The 16,783-nt window shown below is 68.5% G+C and carries 16 protein-coding genes and 1 pseudogene; 5 read left to right on the forward strand and 12 right to left on the reverse strand.

Annotated elements, in window-relative coordinates; translation table 11 throughout:
* Positions 1 to 312: 312 nt before the first annotated feature.
* The 4 genes from AB0K28_RS09010 to AB0K28_RS09025 form a co-directional block, all read right to left on the reverse strand.
* A complete protein-coding gene (locus AB0K28_RS09010) occupies positions 313 to 780 on the reverse strand; it encodes a hypothetical protein (RefSeq protein ID WP_364367011.1) in 468 nt (155 codons plus the stop codon).
* Positions 781 to 1,152: 372 nt separating this feature from the next.
* Positions 1,153 to 1,476: an STAS domain-containing protein gene (locus AB0K28_RS09015; protein ID WP_364367014.1), complete on the reverse strand. Its 324-nt coding sequence runs from the start codon at positions 1,474 to 1,476 to the stop codon at positions 1,153 to 1,155.
* 119 nt (positions 1,477 to 1,595) lie between these two features.
* Positions 1,596 to 2,447: a DUF5994 family protein gene (locus tag AB0K28_RS09020; RefSeq protein WP_364367017.1), complete on the reverse strand. Its 852-nt coding sequence runs from the start codon at positions 2,445 to 2,447 to the stop codon at positions 1,596 to 1,598.
* A gap of 384 nt (positions 2,448 to 2,831) precedes the next feature.
* A complete protein-coding gene (locus tag AB0K28_RS09025) occupies positions 2,832 to 3,422 on the reverse strand; it encodes a DUF5994 family protein (protein ID WP_364368010.1) in 591 nt (196 codons plus the stop codon).
* Between the two features lie 360 nt (positions 3,423 to 3,782).
* On the opposite strand from AB0K28_RS09025, the gene AB0K28_RS09030 reads away from it, so the two are divergent.
* Complete coding sequence (locus AB0K28_RS09030; RefSeq protein WP_364367020.1) at positions 3,783 to 5,456, forward strand: SpoIIE family protein phosphatase; 1,674 nt, start codon at positions 3,783 to 3,785, stop codon at positions 5,454 to 5,456.
* Between the two features lie 290 nt (positions 5,457 to 5,746).
* Here the strand turns inward: AB0K28_RS09030 and AB0K28_RS09035 are convergent.
* From AB0K28_RS09035 to AB0K28_RS09055, 5 genes and pseudogenes are all read right to left on the reverse strand, one after another.
* A pseudogene (locus tag AB0K28_RS09035) lies at positions 5,747 to 6,094 on the reverse strand (transposase); the annotation flags it as partial.
* Positions 6,095 to 6,185: 91 nt separating this feature from the next.
* Positions 6,186 to 6,458, reverse strand: a complete 273-nt coding sequence (locus AB0K28_RS09040; RefSeq protein WP_364368013.1) for a tyrosine-type recombinase/integrase — start codon at positions 6,456 to 6,458, stop codon at positions 6,186 to 6,188.
* 94 nt (positions 6,459 to 6,552) lie between these two features.
* On the reverse strand, positions 6,553 to 7,980 hold the full coding sequence (locus AB0K28_RS09045) for a DEAD/DEAH box helicase (RefSeq protein WP_364367023.1): 1,428 nt from the start codon (positions 7,978 to 7,980) through the stop codon (positions 6,553 to 6,555).
* A 346-nt stretch (positions 7,981 to 8,326) separates the two neighbouring features.
* Complete coding sequence (locus AB0K28_RS09050; RefSeq protein ID WP_020545593.1) at positions 8,327 to 8,533, reverse strand: cold-shock protein; 207 nt, start codon at positions 8,531 to 8,533, stop codon at positions 8,327 to 8,329.
* A gap of 169 nt (positions 8,534 to 8,702) precedes the next feature.
* Positions 8,703 to 8,972: a hypothetical protein gene (locus tag AB0K28_RS09055; protein WP_364367026.1), complete on the reverse strand. Its 270-nt coding sequence runs from the start codon at positions 8,970 to 8,972 to the stop codon at positions 8,703 to 8,705.
* Positions 8,973 to 9,566: 594 nt separating this feature from the next.
* Between AB0K28_RS09055 and AB0K28_RS09060 the strand changes: the two genes are divergently transcribed.
* Positions 9,567 to 9,965 (forward strand): MerR family transcriptional regulator, encoded by a 399-nt coding sequence (locus tag AB0K28_RS09060; RefSeq protein ID WP_364367029.1) that lies wholly within the window; start codon positions 9,567 to 9,569, stop codon positions 9,963 to 9,965.
* A 345-nt stretch (positions 9,966 to 10,310) separates the two neighbouring features.
* Here the strand turns inward: AB0K28_RS09060 and AB0K28_RS09065 are convergent, their stop codons facing one another.
* Positions 10,311 to 11,174 (reverse strand): SDR family oxidoreductase, encoded by an 864-nt coding sequence (locus AB0K28_RS09065; protein WP_364367031.1) that lies wholly within the window; start codon positions 11,172 to 11,174, stop codon positions 10,311 to 10,313.
* 183 nt (positions 11,175 to 11,357) lie between these two features.
* Between AB0K28_RS09065 and AB0K28_RS09070 the strand changes: the two genes are divergently transcribed.
* Positions 11,358 to 11,732 (forward strand): helix-turn-helix domain-containing protein, encoded by a 375-nt coding sequence (locus AB0K28_RS09070; protein ID WP_364367034.1) that lies wholly within the window; start codon positions 11,358 to 11,360, stop codon positions 11,730 to 11,732.
* Positions 11,733 to 12,155: 423 nt separating this feature from the next.
* Here AB0K28_RS09070 and AB0K28_RS09075 read toward each other — a convergent pair whose 3' ends face one another.
* Both AB0K28_RS09075 and AB0K28_RS09080 read right to left on the reverse strand, forming a co-directional pair.
* Positions 12,156 to 12,827, reverse strand: coding sequence for a response regulator transcription factor (locus tag AB0K28_RS09075; protein WP_364367037.1), 672 nt, complete (start codon positions 12,825 to 12,827; stop codon positions 12,156 to 12,158).
* Entirely contained in the window at positions 12,824 to 13,999 is a 1,176-nt protein-coding gene (locus tag AB0K28_RS09080) for a histidine kinase (RefSeq protein WP_364367040.1), read from the reverse strand. Before AB0K28_RS09080 ends, AB0K28_RS09075 begins: the two co-directional genes overlap by 4 nt.
* 188 nt (positions 14,000 to 14,187) lie before the next feature.
* Between AB0K28_RS09080 and AB0K28_RS09085 the strand changes: the two genes are divergently transcribed.
* Together AB0K28_RS09085 and AB0K28_RS09090 are read left to right on the forward strand one after the other, a co-directional pair.
* A complete protein-coding gene (locus AB0K28_RS09085; protein ID WP_364367044.1) occupies positions 14,188 to 15,744 on the forward strand; it encodes an alpha/beta hydrolase in 1,557 nt (518 codons plus the stop codon).
* Positions 15,745 to 15,790: 46 nt separating this feature from the next.
* Positions 15,791 to 16,684: a TIGR03564 family F420-dependent LLM class oxidoreductase gene (locus tag AB0K28_RS09090; protein ID WP_364367047.1), complete on the forward strand. Its 894-nt coding sequence runs from the start codon at positions 15,791 to 15,793 to the stop codon at positions 16,682 to 16,684.
* Positions 16,685 to 16,783: the final 99 nt, after the last annotated feature.

Below are 16,783 nucleotides of genomic sequence, written 5' to 3' on the forward strand. Positions count from 1 at the left end.
GCTACGAACGCCGGGCCGACCACTTCGCAGCCTTCGCCGCCATCGCCGCAGCCCTCATCTGCTACCGCCGACTCACCAAATGAGTCATCGTCTAAGTTTAAGATGCTTCGCCGCTTACGGACGGTCACGAACGTCCCTGGGACGCCAGGGCAGGGACCAGACTCAAGATCCGGGATATGCGATCCGGCTCACCTCAGCCGCTGATGGCCTCCTGCTCGTCGCGATCATCTCGGAGCCTGAGGCCCCGCCGGAGGCTTGCTCCAAGGGCACCTCTTGGAGAGGTGTCAGTTGTGATTAAGTAACGACCATCGCCTAACTGCACCTGTAGCCGCGGTCGTCCCAGCAGGAGTCAGCCGCGGTCACATTGACCCACAAGCCCTCTTGTTGGCCTTCCGGAGCGGTGTCAGTGATCTCTTCAATGGCGATCCCGATGAGCCGCTGGTCCACTTGGTCGACGAGCTGAAATTCGGTGCAGCGTGGAGTGCATGCCTTCGAGGCGGGAGACCACCCCGCCTCGACGAACGCTTTCCACAACTCCTCATGTCGGAATTCTGGGCTCACCAGAACGGATAGTGAGGCACCGTTGTTAGCTGAGTCGCATCCATTCCATTCGTCAACACTCCGACGCTTGCCCGACGGCAGAACAGGACTGACCGCCTTCAGGTACAGAGCGTTCTCCTGCTTTGCCCGGTCCACGCAGACCTGGCCGCCACCGTACATGCCCTCATAGCCAGATGTGCAGCCGATCAGACTGCAGGCCAAGACCATCACGGCGCTCACCGTGCAGAGCTTTCTGGATGGCGGAATCGAGCGACGTAACCCCATAGGCAAAGTAGATCATTTGTCCAGGACGCGGGCAAAGAGAGCGTTGGGCGGGATGATCAACGAGTCACAGGCGAGCAGTCCCTTCTCTTGCAGCCGTAAAAACGTCCGCCAAGAGGTGTCGAAGGTTCCTGGCGCTGGACTGTGCCGGCGTGAACGCAGGATCCGCCGCACGGTCGCCGCGCTGACCTGCAAACCGAGCCGAGCCAGTTCACCGTGGACCCGCCAGTACCCCCATCGTGGGTTCTCCCGGGCCAGGCGGAGGACCAGACCCCGGACCTCTTTGCTGGTTCCGAGACGGCTGGTGCGGTGGGGGTAGGTCCAGGAGCGTCATGCCATGACCGGGAAGCGGTGGTCCAGGCCGGTGATGCGCAGCAGCCGGGCCACGCGCGGGGGAACGCCGGTCAGGGCCAGCGTGATGCCTCGTGTCCGGGCACGGCCTTGCACGCCGATCAGCACGCCGATTCCGCCTGCCCCGCAGAAGGTGACCTGGGACAGATCCACGATGAGCAGGTCGGTGCTGTGGTCGAGGGTGTTGATCAGCCTCTGGCGCAGGCGGGCTGTGGTGAAGATATCGATGTCCCCCGACAGATGCACGAGGGTCGGCGCCGAGGCGCCGGCCTCGGCGAGCGGGGCGGTGTCGAGGGCGGTCATGGAATGTCTCCTCACGGGAGAAGCTGAAAGGCGATGAGATGCCTGCCGGCCGGAGATCGGCCAGCCGCCAGTACGGGCGGTGCCAGGACCGCTCGATCCGGCCGGCAGGCGGCACGGGGTCATGGCGACGGCGCCCGCCGTCCCATGGATGGCTGCGCCGCCTGCCCGATGACCGGCCCGCCCTCGTCCTCCCATCGGGCCGAGCCGTCGGCTGTGGCACGCGCAGCTGGGCCGGCGGGCAGATGCGCGAGGGTGAGGATGGCGTCGATGCTCATGCCGGCGATGTCCTGGGCGGTGAGCTTGAGCGTGGCCTCGGCGGTGCCGGCGGCGGTGCCCGAAGGAATGATCAGCAGGACGACCGGCTCGTCGGCGGCGAAGCTGAGAGTGAGCACGCGCGGGTCGGTGTGGCGGAACCAGCCGATGCGGACCTGACGCCCGCGCGCGGGGATGCGGCGCGGAATGTTCTGCCACGCATCGCCATGCAGGCCGATGCGGAGCGTGGCCCGATCCAGCAGCCGGTCCACGGCGGCGATGAGGCCGGGCAGTTCGGCGGCCGCGTCACGGGAGGAGGGCCACCAGGCTCCGTCCACCACCGCTCGCCGGTTCTGCACTGGGCGGAGACTGAGCCGTACCGGGCAATCGGCCCGAGGGGCCGCGGGCGAGGCGGGGCTGAGCGGTGCGGGTTGCGAAAGAAGTGTCGGCGTCATGGTCGCCTGGCCTGTCCAGGCCTCCGGGGAGGCCGGGTGGTGGTTCGCCGGGGGCGACGCCGACCTGAATGCCAACGCTCGAAAAGACCTCGGTATTTCTATTGTACGGCATGACTTCCAGAATTCGCCAATTCCAGAAGTAGCCTCAGCGGGTGAAATGCGGAAACACGCCCTCAGCTCAGAAATCACACAACCGGCCGTAGCAGCTTTCGGAAGAACAAGCCAGTCGCGGGCCGTGCCGCTCTCCGCCCCGCACGCCGCCATCCTGGCCGGCCACACCGCCGCTCTCGCGCACGCCCCGCTCGAGCGGGTGCCGCCATTGCACTCCTGTCTTCCAGCCCGGCTGGAGGGCACACACCGCGCACCACGGTAAGCGAATGTGGAGGACGACTACCTACAGCGTTCGACCCTGGGTAGGCCAACGTGGTGTCGGCGCGTGTGTCGAAGACAGACAGCGCCGAGGCGGGCCAGTACCTGTAGCAGCGAACAGTTACAACATGCTCACCGACGCCGAATGGGCTCCGCCGGCCGAGGGAGGCCGGCACGGACGCAAGGCCGTTGACGGATGTGAGCTGCGACCCGGCCACGCGGGCGCGCACGCCGCGCACATCCAGCTGCTGCGGGGGCCGGATCGGTTCATCCGGCCGCTCAGTGGGTCACTGGCCGGAGACGGCGGGTGGCGGGCCGTTCAGGGGCGGGCTCGGTGACGCGACCGCCCTCATTCTCCCAGGAGGCTGAGCCGTCCTGGGCAGGTGAGCTCTCCTCGGGTGCCGCGGCGCGGAGGAGGTCGGCGGGACGCACACCGAACGTGTCCGCGACGGCGCGCGTGAGCGCGGCGATGGCGAGGCCTGCAGCGGTGCGGGGCGGGATGACCAGCAGGCTGACCGGCGAGGTTCCCGCGAAGCTCAGGGTTATCAGGTGCGGGTCGGCGCTGCGGAACCAGGCCACCCTGACCTGACGGCCCGGTGCCTGGATTCGGCGCGGGATGTGGTCCCAGGCGTCCACATGCAGGCCCACACGCAGGACAGCCCTGCCGAGCCGCTGGTCGACGGCGGAGATGAGAGCAGGCAGTTCGGTGCCGGCATCGCGGGTGCGCGGCCACCACGCTCCGTCGATCGTGCCCTGCTGGTGGAGGACGGTGTTCAGGCTGAGCCTGAGCGCGGACTGTTCCGCGAAAACCGGACCCGACGGGAAGAGGATTGTCGTCATCATGGTTGCCTGGCCTGTCAGGCCCCTCATCACGAGGCCGGAAGTGATCTATCGCCGCGGGCGACGCCAACCCGAATGCCAACGCGCGAAATGTCCTCGGTGTTTTCTATTGTATCTCATTTCGCGAAACGAGAGGAATCAAGGCTCTACTGCGGAAATCGGCGATATTGTCATTTGCAGTGGTGATCGGGCCCGGCGGACGACCGTACTCCGCGCGTGATCGCCGGGCGATGTCGAACCAGCGCGTCGCCGGGCACAACCGTTTCTCATCAGGAATCATCCCTGATAGCCGACCGAGGCCTGCGGGGTTGTCCTCGGCTGGGAGCGGTACGTCGACCGTGGAGGCAACGCGTGGCCCAGAGCACATCCGACGGTCGGGGTCAGTGGTGGGTGACACAGCCGGGTTTCTGGCGCGAGGTCTTCGACCATCTGGGTGCCGGCGTGGCCGTGCTGGACTCCTCTGACCGAATCATCGCGGTCAACCCGGCTGCCGAGGAGTTGCTGGGCCGTACCGCCTCTGCGATGAGCGGACAGGACTTTCACGTCCTGCTGCACCGCCACGTCGAGGACGCCACCCTGCCGCAGGAGCCGTGCCGGCTGCTCACGGCCCTCACCCGTCGCCTCCGCGCCCGCGGGGCGGACACACTGCTGAGCGAGGACGGACATCTCATCCCGGTCACCTGGTTCAGCGATCCAGTGACCAGGAACGGCGAGGCGCTCGGCATGATCGTGCTGATGTCCGGCGACGGAACCGACCGGGAAGCAGCGGTCAGCCTCGCAGCGCACGTGACCGCCTTGGAGGACCTCACCGACCGGCTGGCCCTGGCCGCGGAGATCGCCACAGCGCTCGCGCAGACCCTGGACACCGAGGAGGCACTCGCCCGGCTCGGCCGCTTGCTGGTGCCGCGCCTGGCCGACTGGATCGCCATCGACCTGCGAACGGACGAGGGCGTACGAAGACTGGCGGTGATCGGACCAGAGAGCCGCGACACCGAGCGGGATGCGTGGCAAGGTCCACTTCCCGCGCTGGACGAGCACTCACGTTCTTCTCTGGTACGAGTGTTGCGCGGCGGCGATCCCGTCCTGATGGGGCTGGGGGACATCGCTCAGCCACCCGACTCTCCTCTGGCCGCCGTCCAGACGGGCTTCCTCCAGGCGATCGGCGCCACCTCCGTGCTCATCACACCTTTGGGCACCGTCCGGCGGGTCACCGGCGCCCTCACCCTGGCCCGTACCGGCGCCGCTCGGCCTTTCGACTCCGCCGAGGTGTCGCTGATCGGCGACATCGGGCGCCGCGTCGGCCTGGCCATCGACAACACCCTGCGGTTCGGCCGCCAACGCCAGATCGCCGAGGCCATGCAACGCAACCTGCTCGCATCCCTGCCGCAACCCGGCCGGCTGCGCCTCGCGGCCCGCTACCAGCCCGCCCCCGCCGGCTCCCAGGTAGGCGGGGACTGGTACGACGCGTTCCTCCTGCGTGACGGCGCCACCGCGCTGGTCATCGGCGACGTCGTGGGTCACGACCTGGCCGCCGCGGCGGGCATGGCCCAACTGCACGGCATGCTGCGCGCCCTGGCCTGGGATCGGACGGGACCTCCCAGCGCCATCGTCGACCGCCTCGATCAGGCCGTTCCCGTCATCACGAATGTCCCTCTGGCCACCGTCATCCTGGCTCGCCTTGAAGGTCCGGATGAGGGTCCCTGGCAACTGCGATGGACCAACGCCGGTCATCCGCCGCCCCTGCTGGTCACACCCGACGGACGCGCCGAATTCCTTGAACAGGGACAGGGCCTGCTGCTGGGCACCGGCCTCAGTGACGTCAGCCGGCCGGACGCCACGGTCCCCCTGCCACCTCGCGCCACCCTGCTGTTCTACACCGACGGCCTGATCGAGATCCCCGGCACCGATCTGGACATCGGTCTGAGGCGACTCCGCCGCCACGCCGCCGCCCTGGCCTGCCATGCCCTGGACGATTTCTGTGACCAGGTCCTCGCCCGCATGCCCCCTGGCACCGCCGACGACGTCGCCCTCTTGGCCGTACGCATCCCGGCCGCCTCCGAGTGACCGGCTCTTTCATGCCGGGTGACAAGCGGTTCACGCCACTGCGGTCGCGCCCTCGGAGCGGTGTAAACAGCTCGACGAGGCCGGTGCCGTGAGTGAATCTTAGGCGGCCTTCGGTCAAGTGCCTGCTCACCGGCCGTCAGAGCCTGACCACCTACGTGCGCATCCTGCAGGACCTCCGCCGAGCCCTGCTGCATCCGCCCACACGGCTCCACCCGACCGACAGCCCGTCCTTGGCACCCGTCACCTAGGTAGCGCCGGCACCTGGCGTCGTATTCGACGACGCCGCGCACGAACAAGGCGATCACGAGCGTCTCCAGCGCGTGGGTGCGGGTGACACCTGCGCCGAACAGGCGGGAGGCGAACTTCTCGGTGGTGCCGCGCAGCTTGGGGCGGGCAATGGTGATCGGCCCGCTGGTGGTCTTGACGGTGGTCGGGCAGTGCCCGTTGCGGTAACCGGGCCGCACCGGGGCCTCCTCGTCGCCGCCGGCAGCGGTGGCGGTGCGCTGGTAGCGGGCGCGGCCGAGGAAGGCGTCCACCTCGGCTTCGACGACGGTCTGGATGATCAGACGGGCACCGAGCCGGGCGACGCCCTCGATGACCTCGACCAGGTCACGACCCTCGGCGAACAGGGCGTCGATCTCGGCGCGGCTGGCCTGAACGGGCGGTGGATGCGTGCCACGAGCGTAGGTCCTTGCGTAGTGCGATCTGTGGACGGTTCAGCACGGCAACCTACGCTCGTTCACTTTTACACCGCATCTCGGACACGACCGCCGGGCTGTGGCCCGGTCGCTGTCGTGGATATGGCTGAGGCAGCACCGAGGTGTAGGTGTCGGCGGTGAGGACGATGCCGGCATGTCCGAGCAGGCCCTGCACTACACGTAGATTCGCGCCTGCCGCCAGGGCCGGTGTCGCGGCTCCATGTCTCAGGTCGTGCAGCCGCAGCGGGGGGAAGGCCGCTGGCCAAAACCAGTTTGTGCGAGCGGTGGGTGAGGCAGTTGGGATCGATCGCCTCGCCGTTCTCGCGGGCCAATCTCTTCAGCACCCTTGCCGTCCGAAAGGCCTGACTACCTGGTCCTGGGCGAGCCCCCATCCGCTGCTACCGGAAACGTCTGCCGTTCCGTCCCGACCGACGGCTGACAACCGGTGCGGCGATGGTCACGGGGATACCTGAGGGAGCCTGGGCGCCCGTGATACGCCTCAGCTCGGCCTCGCCCGAACGGACCTCGCTGGTCTGCGGGACGATACCGGCATCGGCCATCAAGCGGGTCATGTCACGGCGCTGATTGGGCAGCACCAGGGTGACGACGCTGCCGGACTCGCCGGCGCGGGCGGTGCGGCCGCCGCGGTGCAGGTAGTCCTTGTGGTCGCTCGGCGGGTCGACGTTGACGACGAGGTCCAGGTTGTCGACGTGGATGCCGCGGGCCGCGACGTTGGTCGCCACCAGCGTCGTGACGTGGCCGCTCTTGAATTGAGCGAGGGTGCGGGTGCGCTGGGGCTGGGACTTGCCTCCGTGCAGCGCGGCGGCGCGCACTCCGCTGTTCAGCAGTTGTTCGGTGAGCCGGTCCACAGCGTGCTTGGTGTCCAGGAACATGATCACCCGACCGTCGCGAGCAGCGATCTCCATAGTGGTGGCCTGCTTGTCGGCACCCTGGATGTGCAGCACGTGGTGCTCCATCGTGGTGACCGCGCCCGCCGAAGGGTCGACCGAATGGACCACCGGGTCGCTCAGATAGCGGCGGACCAGCAGATCGACGTTGCGGTCCAAAGTCGCGGAGAACAGCATCCGCTGGCCGTCCGGGCGCACCTGGTCGAGCAGGTGGGTGATCTGCGGCATGAAGCCCATGTCTGCCATCTGGTCGGCCTCATCCAGCACGGTGATGCCGACCTGGTCCAAGCGGCAGTCGCCGCGCTCGATGAGATCCCTGAGCCGTCCCGGGGTCGCGATGACGACCTCGGCGCCGTTGCGCAGCGCATGGGCCTGGCGGCTGATCGACATGCCGCCGACGACCGTGGCCAGCCGCAGCTTCAGTGCTTGGGCGTACGGTGTGAGCGCATCGGTGACCTGCTGGGCCAGCTCCCTGGTGGGGACAAGGATCAGGGCAAGCGGTCGCCGCGATTGTGCCCGCTGTCCGGAGGTGCGAACGAGCAGGGCCAGGCCGAAGGCGAGTGTCTTGCCCGACCCGGTGCGTCCCCGCCCCAGGACGTCCCGGCCGGCCAGAGAGTTCGGCAGCGTGGCCGCCTGGATCGGGAACGGTTCGTTCAAACCCAGGCTGGTGAGCACCTTCAGCACTGCGGGCGGCATGCTCAGCTCAGCGAACGTCGCGGCTGCCGGCAGGGCCGGGGTGACGGTGACCGGCAGTGCGAACTCTCCCTGAAGCGCGGCGGGACGCCGCCCGTTGCCGGACCGGCTGGAGGGGCCTGAACGGCCCTTGGCCGGAGAGCCGAATCGGCCGCCCCTGCTTCGGGCGGAGCCGCCCGTATGGGGCGAAGAGTTGCGATCGTGCGCGCGAGTTGCGTGGTTCATGCAGAACCTTCCTCGATGCGGCACGTGTCAGGTGATCCTCGGTGCGATGAGCGGCACAAGAACAGCGAGCACGAGCCGAAGAAAAGACGAGTCGAACCGGCGGAAAACCGCCTGGGCCCGTACGTCGAAATGGTCGGCTTTCGCCGGGAAGAACGCGGCGATGATGCCGCGCCGTAGGACTGGAGCGGGCCTATGCCCGAACCATCGGTGGTGGTGCATCCGGTGTGCGACGGAAGAACAGACGCGCTGTGCTTCTCGGTTGTGAGGCCATCACGGCACGATGGATGCCACAAAAGCAACGCGCCGGGGCCGCGCCCTGCGGCGCGGGCCCCGGCTACGTGGTGTGTCAGGCGGGAACGATGTTCTCGGCCTGCGGGCCCTTCTGGCCCTGCGTGACGTCGAAGGCCACCTTCTGGCCCTCGCGCAGCTCACGGTAGCCGCCGTTGGCGACGATGTTGGAGTAGTGCGCGAAGACGTCGGCGCCGCCGCCGTCCTGCTCGATGAAGCCGAAGCCCTTTTCCGCGTTGAACCACTTCACGGTGCCAGAAGCCATGTTGATCTCCTTTGATAGGTGCATAGCCGAAACCCGCATCGAACGGATTCCGCGTCGCCGCGATAGGACCACACCCGGAGATGACCGGAAAACAAAAATGCACCTGAGGCTACATACCGTCAGGTGCACACAAGTCTTTATGGGTACCACAACTGCAACTAGGTTCAATCTAGCACACGTGTGGCCGTGCCGCGCATGCCCCCGCCGACGTCGTCATCATCCTCATCTTCATCATCGTCATCGTCATCATCCGCGCGCCATCGCCGCGCGGGTGATGAGGCAGGAACGAGGCGATCTCGGCCGCGGCCAGGCCGACCGCCACGGCGGCGGGCCGGCCGCCCAGGACGTGGTCCGCCTCCCGGCTGGAGCCGGCGGCCGTCGTGGTGCGCAGCTCACCCCGCAGGCCCATCACCGGGCACACCGCCGAATGCCACCCCACGATCGCCGGCCCATCTCCCCACCCCCGGCCCGCTTCTCGCGTCTCATGTGGCGGGAGAGCAACTTCCTCTCTGACACCCTCAAGAAAATCTGTAGTCGCGACTGTAGACATTCGTGCGGTGGGGAGCTAGAGTTCTTCATATCGCAAGAGACGGATCCACGAGGGCAGCGCAGGACGAGCACCACGACGGACTGCCCGGACGGACGTGGACGCAGGAGTGCAGAACGAAGTGAAGGCAGAAGGTCGGATTGCCGGGGCCAGCGCAGTTGAACAGGGCCCGGGTGATGGACGCGCTGCCGTTGCGCGAAGCCGACACCAGAGGTCGGGGTGTCGAGGTAGGGATACATCAGAAGGGAGTGTTGAACGCCATCAGGATCGCCCGTCGCCGGCTGCAGAATGCCGCACGGGTACCGCAGCTCCACGAACAGGATGGTGGTCTACGGTCACGCTTACGCGATCCTCGCATCCCGCCTCATCGAGCGGTCAGATGCGGAACAAGTGGACCGGCCAGCAGGCCGGTCGATGGTGTTAAACCTCGTGCGGGCCCCGGCGCATCAAGGCGCCGGGGCCCCTGTCTGCATTCGGGAAGGTTGTATGAATCGAACACCTCAGGCATTGACCACCACCTCCAGGCGGGAGCAGCCCCACCCAACCAGCGCTCACCCGGCCGGCCAGTCAGCCGAGGCGGCCGATAGCCTCGGGCAGCGCCTCGACGATGAGGACTACCCCGCCTACAGCATGGGCCGGGCCGCCGAGATCCTCGGCGTCACCCCAGCGTTCCTGCGCAGCCTCGGCGCCGCCAAGCTGATCGAGCCGCTACGCAGCGAGGGCGGCCACCGCCGCTTCTCCCGCTACCAACTGCGCCTGGCCGCCCGTGCCCGCGAACTCGCCGATGCCGGCACCCCGCTGGAGGCGGCCTGCCGCATCATCATCCTGGAAGACCAGCTCGCCGAGGCACTGCGCATCAACGAAGAGCTCCGCCAGCGCCACTGACCGCTCCTGGCCCTCGGCCGCGCCCGGGGGCATCAGGACCGGCACGCCCGGCAGCCCACCACAGCCCGTGACGGCGAGGCCCGCGCGGCGCCGGCCGTCGAAACTGACCGCCGTCCCGGCACGGTCACATGAACCTCAAGGAATCGGCCACGCCGATCACACTGCCGAATTGTTCTTATCGGGATCAAGGCGACGGCGCTGCGCGCCGCCGCACGGGACTTCGTACCTCAGCCCCGGTCCACCGGGCATTCCAGCATCGACGAGGGCCCTTGGACGGCCGCCTCGCCGAGACCGGCCTGGCAATCAGACCCACCTGAGCAACCCGGCCACATCACGAGTTCAACCTCAGTAATGCAGGGCGGTCGCGAGCGCCTCGGCCAGGGTCACGGGCGGGCGGCCGATCAGGCGGCGCAGGTCGCCAGAGTCGGTGTACATCTCGCCGCGGTTCATACCGCGGTCAGCGTCAGCGAGGACCTCCGCCAGCTCGGCGGGTAGGCCCGCGGTGTGCAGTACCTGGGCGAAGTCGGCCACCGGGAGGTCAGCGTAGGTGACCTGCTTTCCGGCCGCAGCGGAGATCGCGGCGGCGAGCTCAGTCAGGGTGAAGGATTCGTCGCCGCCGAGCTCGTACACGGCGCCGGTGTGGCCTTCAGCGGTGAGGACGACCGCTGCGGCCTCGGCGTAGTCGGCGCGGGACGCGGCGCTGATCCGCCCCTCGCCTGCGGCGCCGACGACCGCGCCGTTCTGCAGGATCTGCGGCAGTTGGCTGGTGTAGTTCTCCAAGTACCAGCCGTTGCGCAGCAGCACGCTGGGGATTCCGCGGTCCCGCAGATACGCCTCGGTCTCCCTGTGCGTGGCACCGATGATGGTGGTGGCCGTGTCTGCGTGCGTCGTGCTCGTGTACGCCACCAGCGACACGCCTGCGGATGCCGCGGCGTCGATCACGCGGCGGTGGTTGGCGACCCGCTCGCCCACGGGGACCGAGACCGAGATCAGCAGCAGCCTGTCCGCCCCCGCGAATGCCTCGGCCAGGCCGTCCGTGTCCGCGAAGTCGGCGCGGCGTACCGTGATGCCTCGGTCGGCCAAATCCTTGATCCCGGCGATGTCCCGGCCGGTCGCGATGATGTCCGCGGCCGGGATCCCGCGCCGCAGCAGTGCCTCGACGGTGAGCCTGCCCAGCTGGCCGGTGGCTCCAGTGACGACGATCGGCATGATGGTCATTCCTTCCTTCCGCGCGTGCCTCGCACGCCTGCCGTGGTCCGTCCGCCGCGGGATGGAACACAGAATGACCTGGATACTCTCTGTTGGGGAGTAGCCACTTCTTGGTAGGGTACTTACCGCAGCGAAAGCATCGAGGTGAGCCGTATGGCTGCTGTCGAGAATGTGACCGGGCCCATGTCGTCATTCGATCCGTACGAGCGCGACTGCCCGTCGCGGGACCTGCTCGACCAGATCGGCAGCAAGTGGGCGGTCCTCGTGCTGGGCGAACTCGGCCGGAACGGGACCTCCCGGTTCGGTCATCTCCGGCAGGCGCTGGCGGGCGTGAGCGAGAAGATGCTCACCCAGACGCTGCGCACCCTCGAACGCGACGGGCTGGTCAGCCGGACCGTCTACCCAGAGGTGCCGCCGCACGTGGAGTATGAGCTGACCGCGCTCGGCCAGACGCTACGGGGACCGCTGAAGGCGCTCACGGAGTGGTCCGTGCTGCACATCGAAGAAGTCATCACCGCCCGCGAAGAGTACGACAACCGCACTGAGCGCACCAGGTAATCAGCGGCGGCCGGCGGTCTGGTCATGGACGGCCGCCTCGCCGAGACCGGCCCGACAATCAGACCCACCTAAGCCACCCGGCGACATCACGAGTTCAACCTCAGATACGCACCATCTGAAACTACGGCCGCCTCCACGTTCAGCGTGATTTCACTCTCACGCAGCAGTTCAACCAGCGACCTGCGTCCAACTGTCCAGCGTCATGATCGTCCGCTGGTTTGGACCGCGTCTGCCGAGTGCTCCGAATTGGTGCGGGTTCCGGGTTCGAGCCCCGGGCGCCCTACCTCTCCACACTCATCCGAACTGCACTTTCGGGGCCTTCGGCGAGACGCAGGCACGCCGTTTCTTGCTCTTCGGTACGAGCCGGGAGACCTGGCGGGCATCCCGGTCCGGGGTTCGCCTGCCGGTCGGCTCGGAAGGGTTTCAGCGGTCGTCGTCGGCGAAGCCTGTACGGTAGGCGAAGACCACGGCTTGGACGCGGTCGCGTAGGTCCAGTTTGGTGAGGATGCGGGAGACGTAGGTTCGGACGGTCTCGAAGCTGATGACCAGTTCCGCGGCTATCTCGGCGTTGGAGAGGCCGCGGGCGATCAGCCGCAGTACCTCGCGTTCGCGGGGAGCCAGGACGGCCAGCGGGTCCTCGTCGGGGGTGGGGGCGGCCGGACGGAGGCGGTCGGCGAAGCGACCTATCAGGGTACGGGTCACGGTGGGGGACAGCAGGGACTCTCCGCGGGCGACGGTGCGGACGCCGTTCACCAGCTCCAGTAGAGGGGCGTCCTTCAGCAGGAAGCCGCTGGCTCCGGCGCGCAGGGCTTCGTAGACGTACTTGTCCACGTTGAACGTGGTCACCACGAGTACCTTCGGCGGCGCCACGACACCGGGGCCGGCGATGCGCCTCGTCACCTCGATGCCGTCCATCAGCGGCATGTGGATGTCCATGATCACCACGTCGGGCTTCAGGCTGGTGACCGTCTCGACCGCGGCAGGGCCGTCGGCGGCGACGCCGGCCACCGCCATGTCCGGCTGCGCGTCGAACGCCGTCGCGTAGCCGGTACGGACGACCTCCTGGTCCTCGCAGATCACGACACGGATGGTCATTCGGCACCGCCCACGGGGATCGACGCGGAGACTCGGAAACCGCCGTCCGGCTGCTCGCCTACGGCCAGCGAGCCGCCCAGCACGCCGATCCGCTCGCGCAGTCCGGCCAGGCCGCGCCCGCCGGAGAGGCTGCTTCTCGCGCCGACGGGGACCGCGGCGGCGGCGTTCGTCACCTCGACCTCCACCCGGTCGTCCCGGTATCCGATGCGAACGGTGGTGGGTCGGCCTTCGGCGTACTTGACGGCGTTCGTCAGGCCCTCCTGCACCACCCGGTACACGGCCAGCCTCACGCCGGCCGGAAGCGACGGCTGGTCGCCGTCCTCCACCAGCTCGATCGGCTGGCCGCCGCTGCGGGTCTGTTCGACCAGGTCTCGCACGCTGCCCACGACGGGTGTGGCCGGCTCTCCGGTCGCCTCCAGCACGTCCAGCAGAGCCCGCAGTTCGGCCAGGGCTCGGCGGCCGGCGCCGCCGATCGTGGACAGTGCCGTGACCACCCGCTCCGGCGAGGTGGCCACGAACTGCGTGGCGTCGGCCTGCACGACGATGCCGGTGACGTGGTGGGTCACCACGTCGTGCAGCTCCCGCGCGATGCGCGCCCGCTCGGCGGCGGCCGCGGCCTCGGCGGCGAGCCTGCGTCGCTCGGCCTCCTGGAGCCGCTGCCCGCGTACGTAGGCGCCGACCAGCCAGCACGCGGCGAAGAGCAGGTAGAAGATCAGGAAGTCGCTCTGCAAAGGCGGTGAGCCGAGCAGAACGATGGCCACGCACAGGGCGACGTACGCGGCCGATGCCACGGCGGCGACGACGCGCCGGAATCGCTCCTGGTGCGCGCCCACCGAGTACAGCGCGATGTACACCGTCACGGTGCCGAACTGCATCGGGTAGCCGAGCGTCTCGTGGAGCACGAAGGCCGTGCCGCTGATCGCCAGACACGCGGCAGGCCATCGGGTCCGCACGGCCAGAGGCAGCGTCTGGGCCAGGATCAGGACGATCTGGAACGCGTCGGCCGGACGTCCTGACCGGTCGCCGAACTCGACGCTCATGATCGACAGCGCCGGCACGAACGCCAGCCCGGTGCACACGACGGCCAGCCACCGGTCCCACACCGTGGCGTCGTAGAGGCGCCGCAGCTTCCGCAACCTCCGCGACCGGTCGCTGGCACAGGTCCCCGACATAGGTCAGAGCCTAGCGATCCCTGATCCCGCTATTGCCGCGCTTGTCCCTCATGTGAGCTACACGCAATGTCCGCAACGCAGTGATTCGGGACAGGGCCGTCCACTTCTACCTTTCTCATCAGCGGCCGGCAACCACGGTCAACCGCGAAGTCAGATCGCGGCACATCGGTCATTCGGAGGACAGCACCATGGGAAACACCATCCGCGTACGCGTCGCCGCCGTCGGCGCCCTGACCGCGGTCGCGGCAACGGGGGCGGTGATCGGCGGCCAACCGGCCGACGCCAGGGCCGTGGCGGCCGCCGGTCACGTCCAGACTTCGATCAAATGGGGTAAGTGCCCGGAACCCGCGCCGGGCGCCAGGCGAGACCCCAGGCAGACCTGCGGCACGGTCAAGGTGCCTCTGGACTACCGCCGCCCCGGCGGGGAGACCATCACCGTCGCGGTCTCCAGGATCGCCACCGCCAAGCCCGGCAAGAAGCGCGGCAACCTGCTGTTCAACCCGGGTGGTCCGGGACTGCAGGGCCTCGACATGCCCGGCCAGATGGCACGCACGCTCCCGAAGAAGGTGCGGGACTCCTACGATCTGATCGGGTTCGACGCGCGCGGCGTCGGCCACAGCACCCCGATGAGCTGCGGTCTGTCCGGCAGCAGCCTGCTCACCATCTTCCCCTACCCCGGCGCCGGCGGCTCGATCGAGGGCAACGTCACCACCGCGCGCGCCGTCGCCCGGCAGTGCGCCACGATCGGTGCCAAGCTTCGCTTCTTCAACAGCGCGAACACAGCGCGCGACATGGATCGCATCCGCCAGGCGCTCGGGGCGCGGAAGATCTCCTACTGGGGTCAGTCCTTCGGCACCTACCTCGGCGCGGTCTACGCCTCACTGTTCCCCCGCAACACCGACCGGATGGTGCTGGAGGGCAACGTCGACCCGGCCAAGGTGTGGGCGAAGATGCTGAACACCTGGAACCAGGGCATGAACGACCGGTTCCCTGACGCCGCCCGCGTCGCCGCGGCGAACGACGCCGACCTCGGGCTGGGCGCCACCGCCGGCGAGGTCACCGACACCTTCCTCGCGCTGGCCGACCGTCTCGACCGCGAGCCGGCCACGATGCCGGGCGCCTCGGTGGCCATCAGCGGTGCGCTGCTACGCGGCGTCACGTACCAGATGTTGCAGCACAACGAGACGCTCCCCCCGCTCACCCGGTTCTGGAAGGCGGCGGCCGACCTGTCCGCCGGCAAGGCCCCGGCGGACGCGGACGTCGCCGTGCTCCGGCAGGTTCTCGCCGACACCCCGGCAACGAAGGGCGTGCCGGCGGACAACCAGGCCACCATGGTCCTGGCCATGCTCTGCGGGGACACCACCTGGTCGCGCAAGGTGGACTCCTACGCCGACGCCACCGCGGCCGCCCGCGCGAAGTACCCGCTGAGCGCGGGCATGCCCAACAACATCCTGCCGTGCGCGTTCTGGTCGCAGAAGCCGATCGAGCCGGTGGTCAAGATCACCTCGCGCGGTGCGCGTAACATCCTGATCCTGCAGAACCGCCGCGACAACGCCACACCGTGGGCCGCGGGCCGGGGAATGCGCAGGGCCCTGGGTGACCGCGCCGGCTTCCTCGGCGTCGAGCACGGCGGCCACTTCGTCTACGGCACCGGATCGACCTGCGCCGACAAGGCCACCGTCGCGTTCCTGATCAAGGGAACCCTGCCGGCCAAGGACGCCTCCTGCGACGGCCCCCGGCGCTGACCGTCGTGCCGACGACACGCCCACTGTTGATCTCGAGGTGATTCTGATGCGCATCGGATTGTTCGTAGATGAGAAGGGGCCGTCCCTCGACCTGATCGTCGATCAGTCTCGCGCCGCGGCCACGGCGGGCTTCGCCGGAGTGTGGCTGGGCCAGCGCGACGGCAGGGACGCGCTGACCACGCTGGCGGTGGCGGGGCGCCAGGTGTCCGGCATCGAGTTCGGTACGGCGGTGGTGCCGAGCTACCCCCGGCATCCGCTGACCCTGGCGGCGCAGGCGCTGACGGTCCAGGAGGCGGTCGGCGGCCGGCTCAGTCTGGGGCTTGGTGTCAGCCACCGGCACATCATCGAAGAGCAGTACGGCCTTTCCTTCGACCGCCCTGTCCGTCACCTCCGCGAGTACCTGTCCGCGCTGGTTCCGCTGCTGAAGGGCGAGACGGTGACGTACAAGGGCGAGACGCTCCAGGCCGCGGGCGCGGTCGACATCGCGGCAGCGGCGCCGCCGTCCGTGCTCGTCGGCGCACTCGGCCCGGCGATGTTGCGGGTGGCCGGAGAACTGGCCGATGGAACCATCACGACGTGGGCCAATGCGGCGGCTCTCGCTGACCACATCGTTCCTGCGATCACCCGTGCGGCGGGTCGGCGTACACCCCGTGTGGTCGCTTCCACGGTCGTCTGCGTCACCTCGCACGAGGACGATCGCCGGCAGTGGGTCGCCGAGAATTTCGGGATGGTCGGGCAGTTGCCCGGCTACCGCGCCGTGCTCGACCGAGGTCGCGCCGCAGGCCCTCAGGACACGGTCGTCATCGGTGATGAGATCGTCGTCGAGCGGCAGATCCGCCGGCTGTTCGATGCCGGTGCCACGGAACTCGTGGTGATGCTTCTCGGATCAGCGGATGAACAGGCCCGGAGCACCGCACTCCTGGCCGACCTCGCGGGGTAGGACCGGCCGGACCAGAACGGCGCAGGTCCGAGCGAGAGCACGGCACACCCGTGCTGGACGCGGGTGGAACTCATGCCGACCTGACCGCCGAGTACGGTG

The organism is Nonomuraea sp. NPDC049504, assembly GCF_040676845.1.
In the GTDB taxonomy this organism is placed as follows: Bacteria; Actinomycetota; Actinomycetes; order Streptosporangiales; family Streptosporangiaceae; genus Nonomuraea; species Nonomuraea salmonea.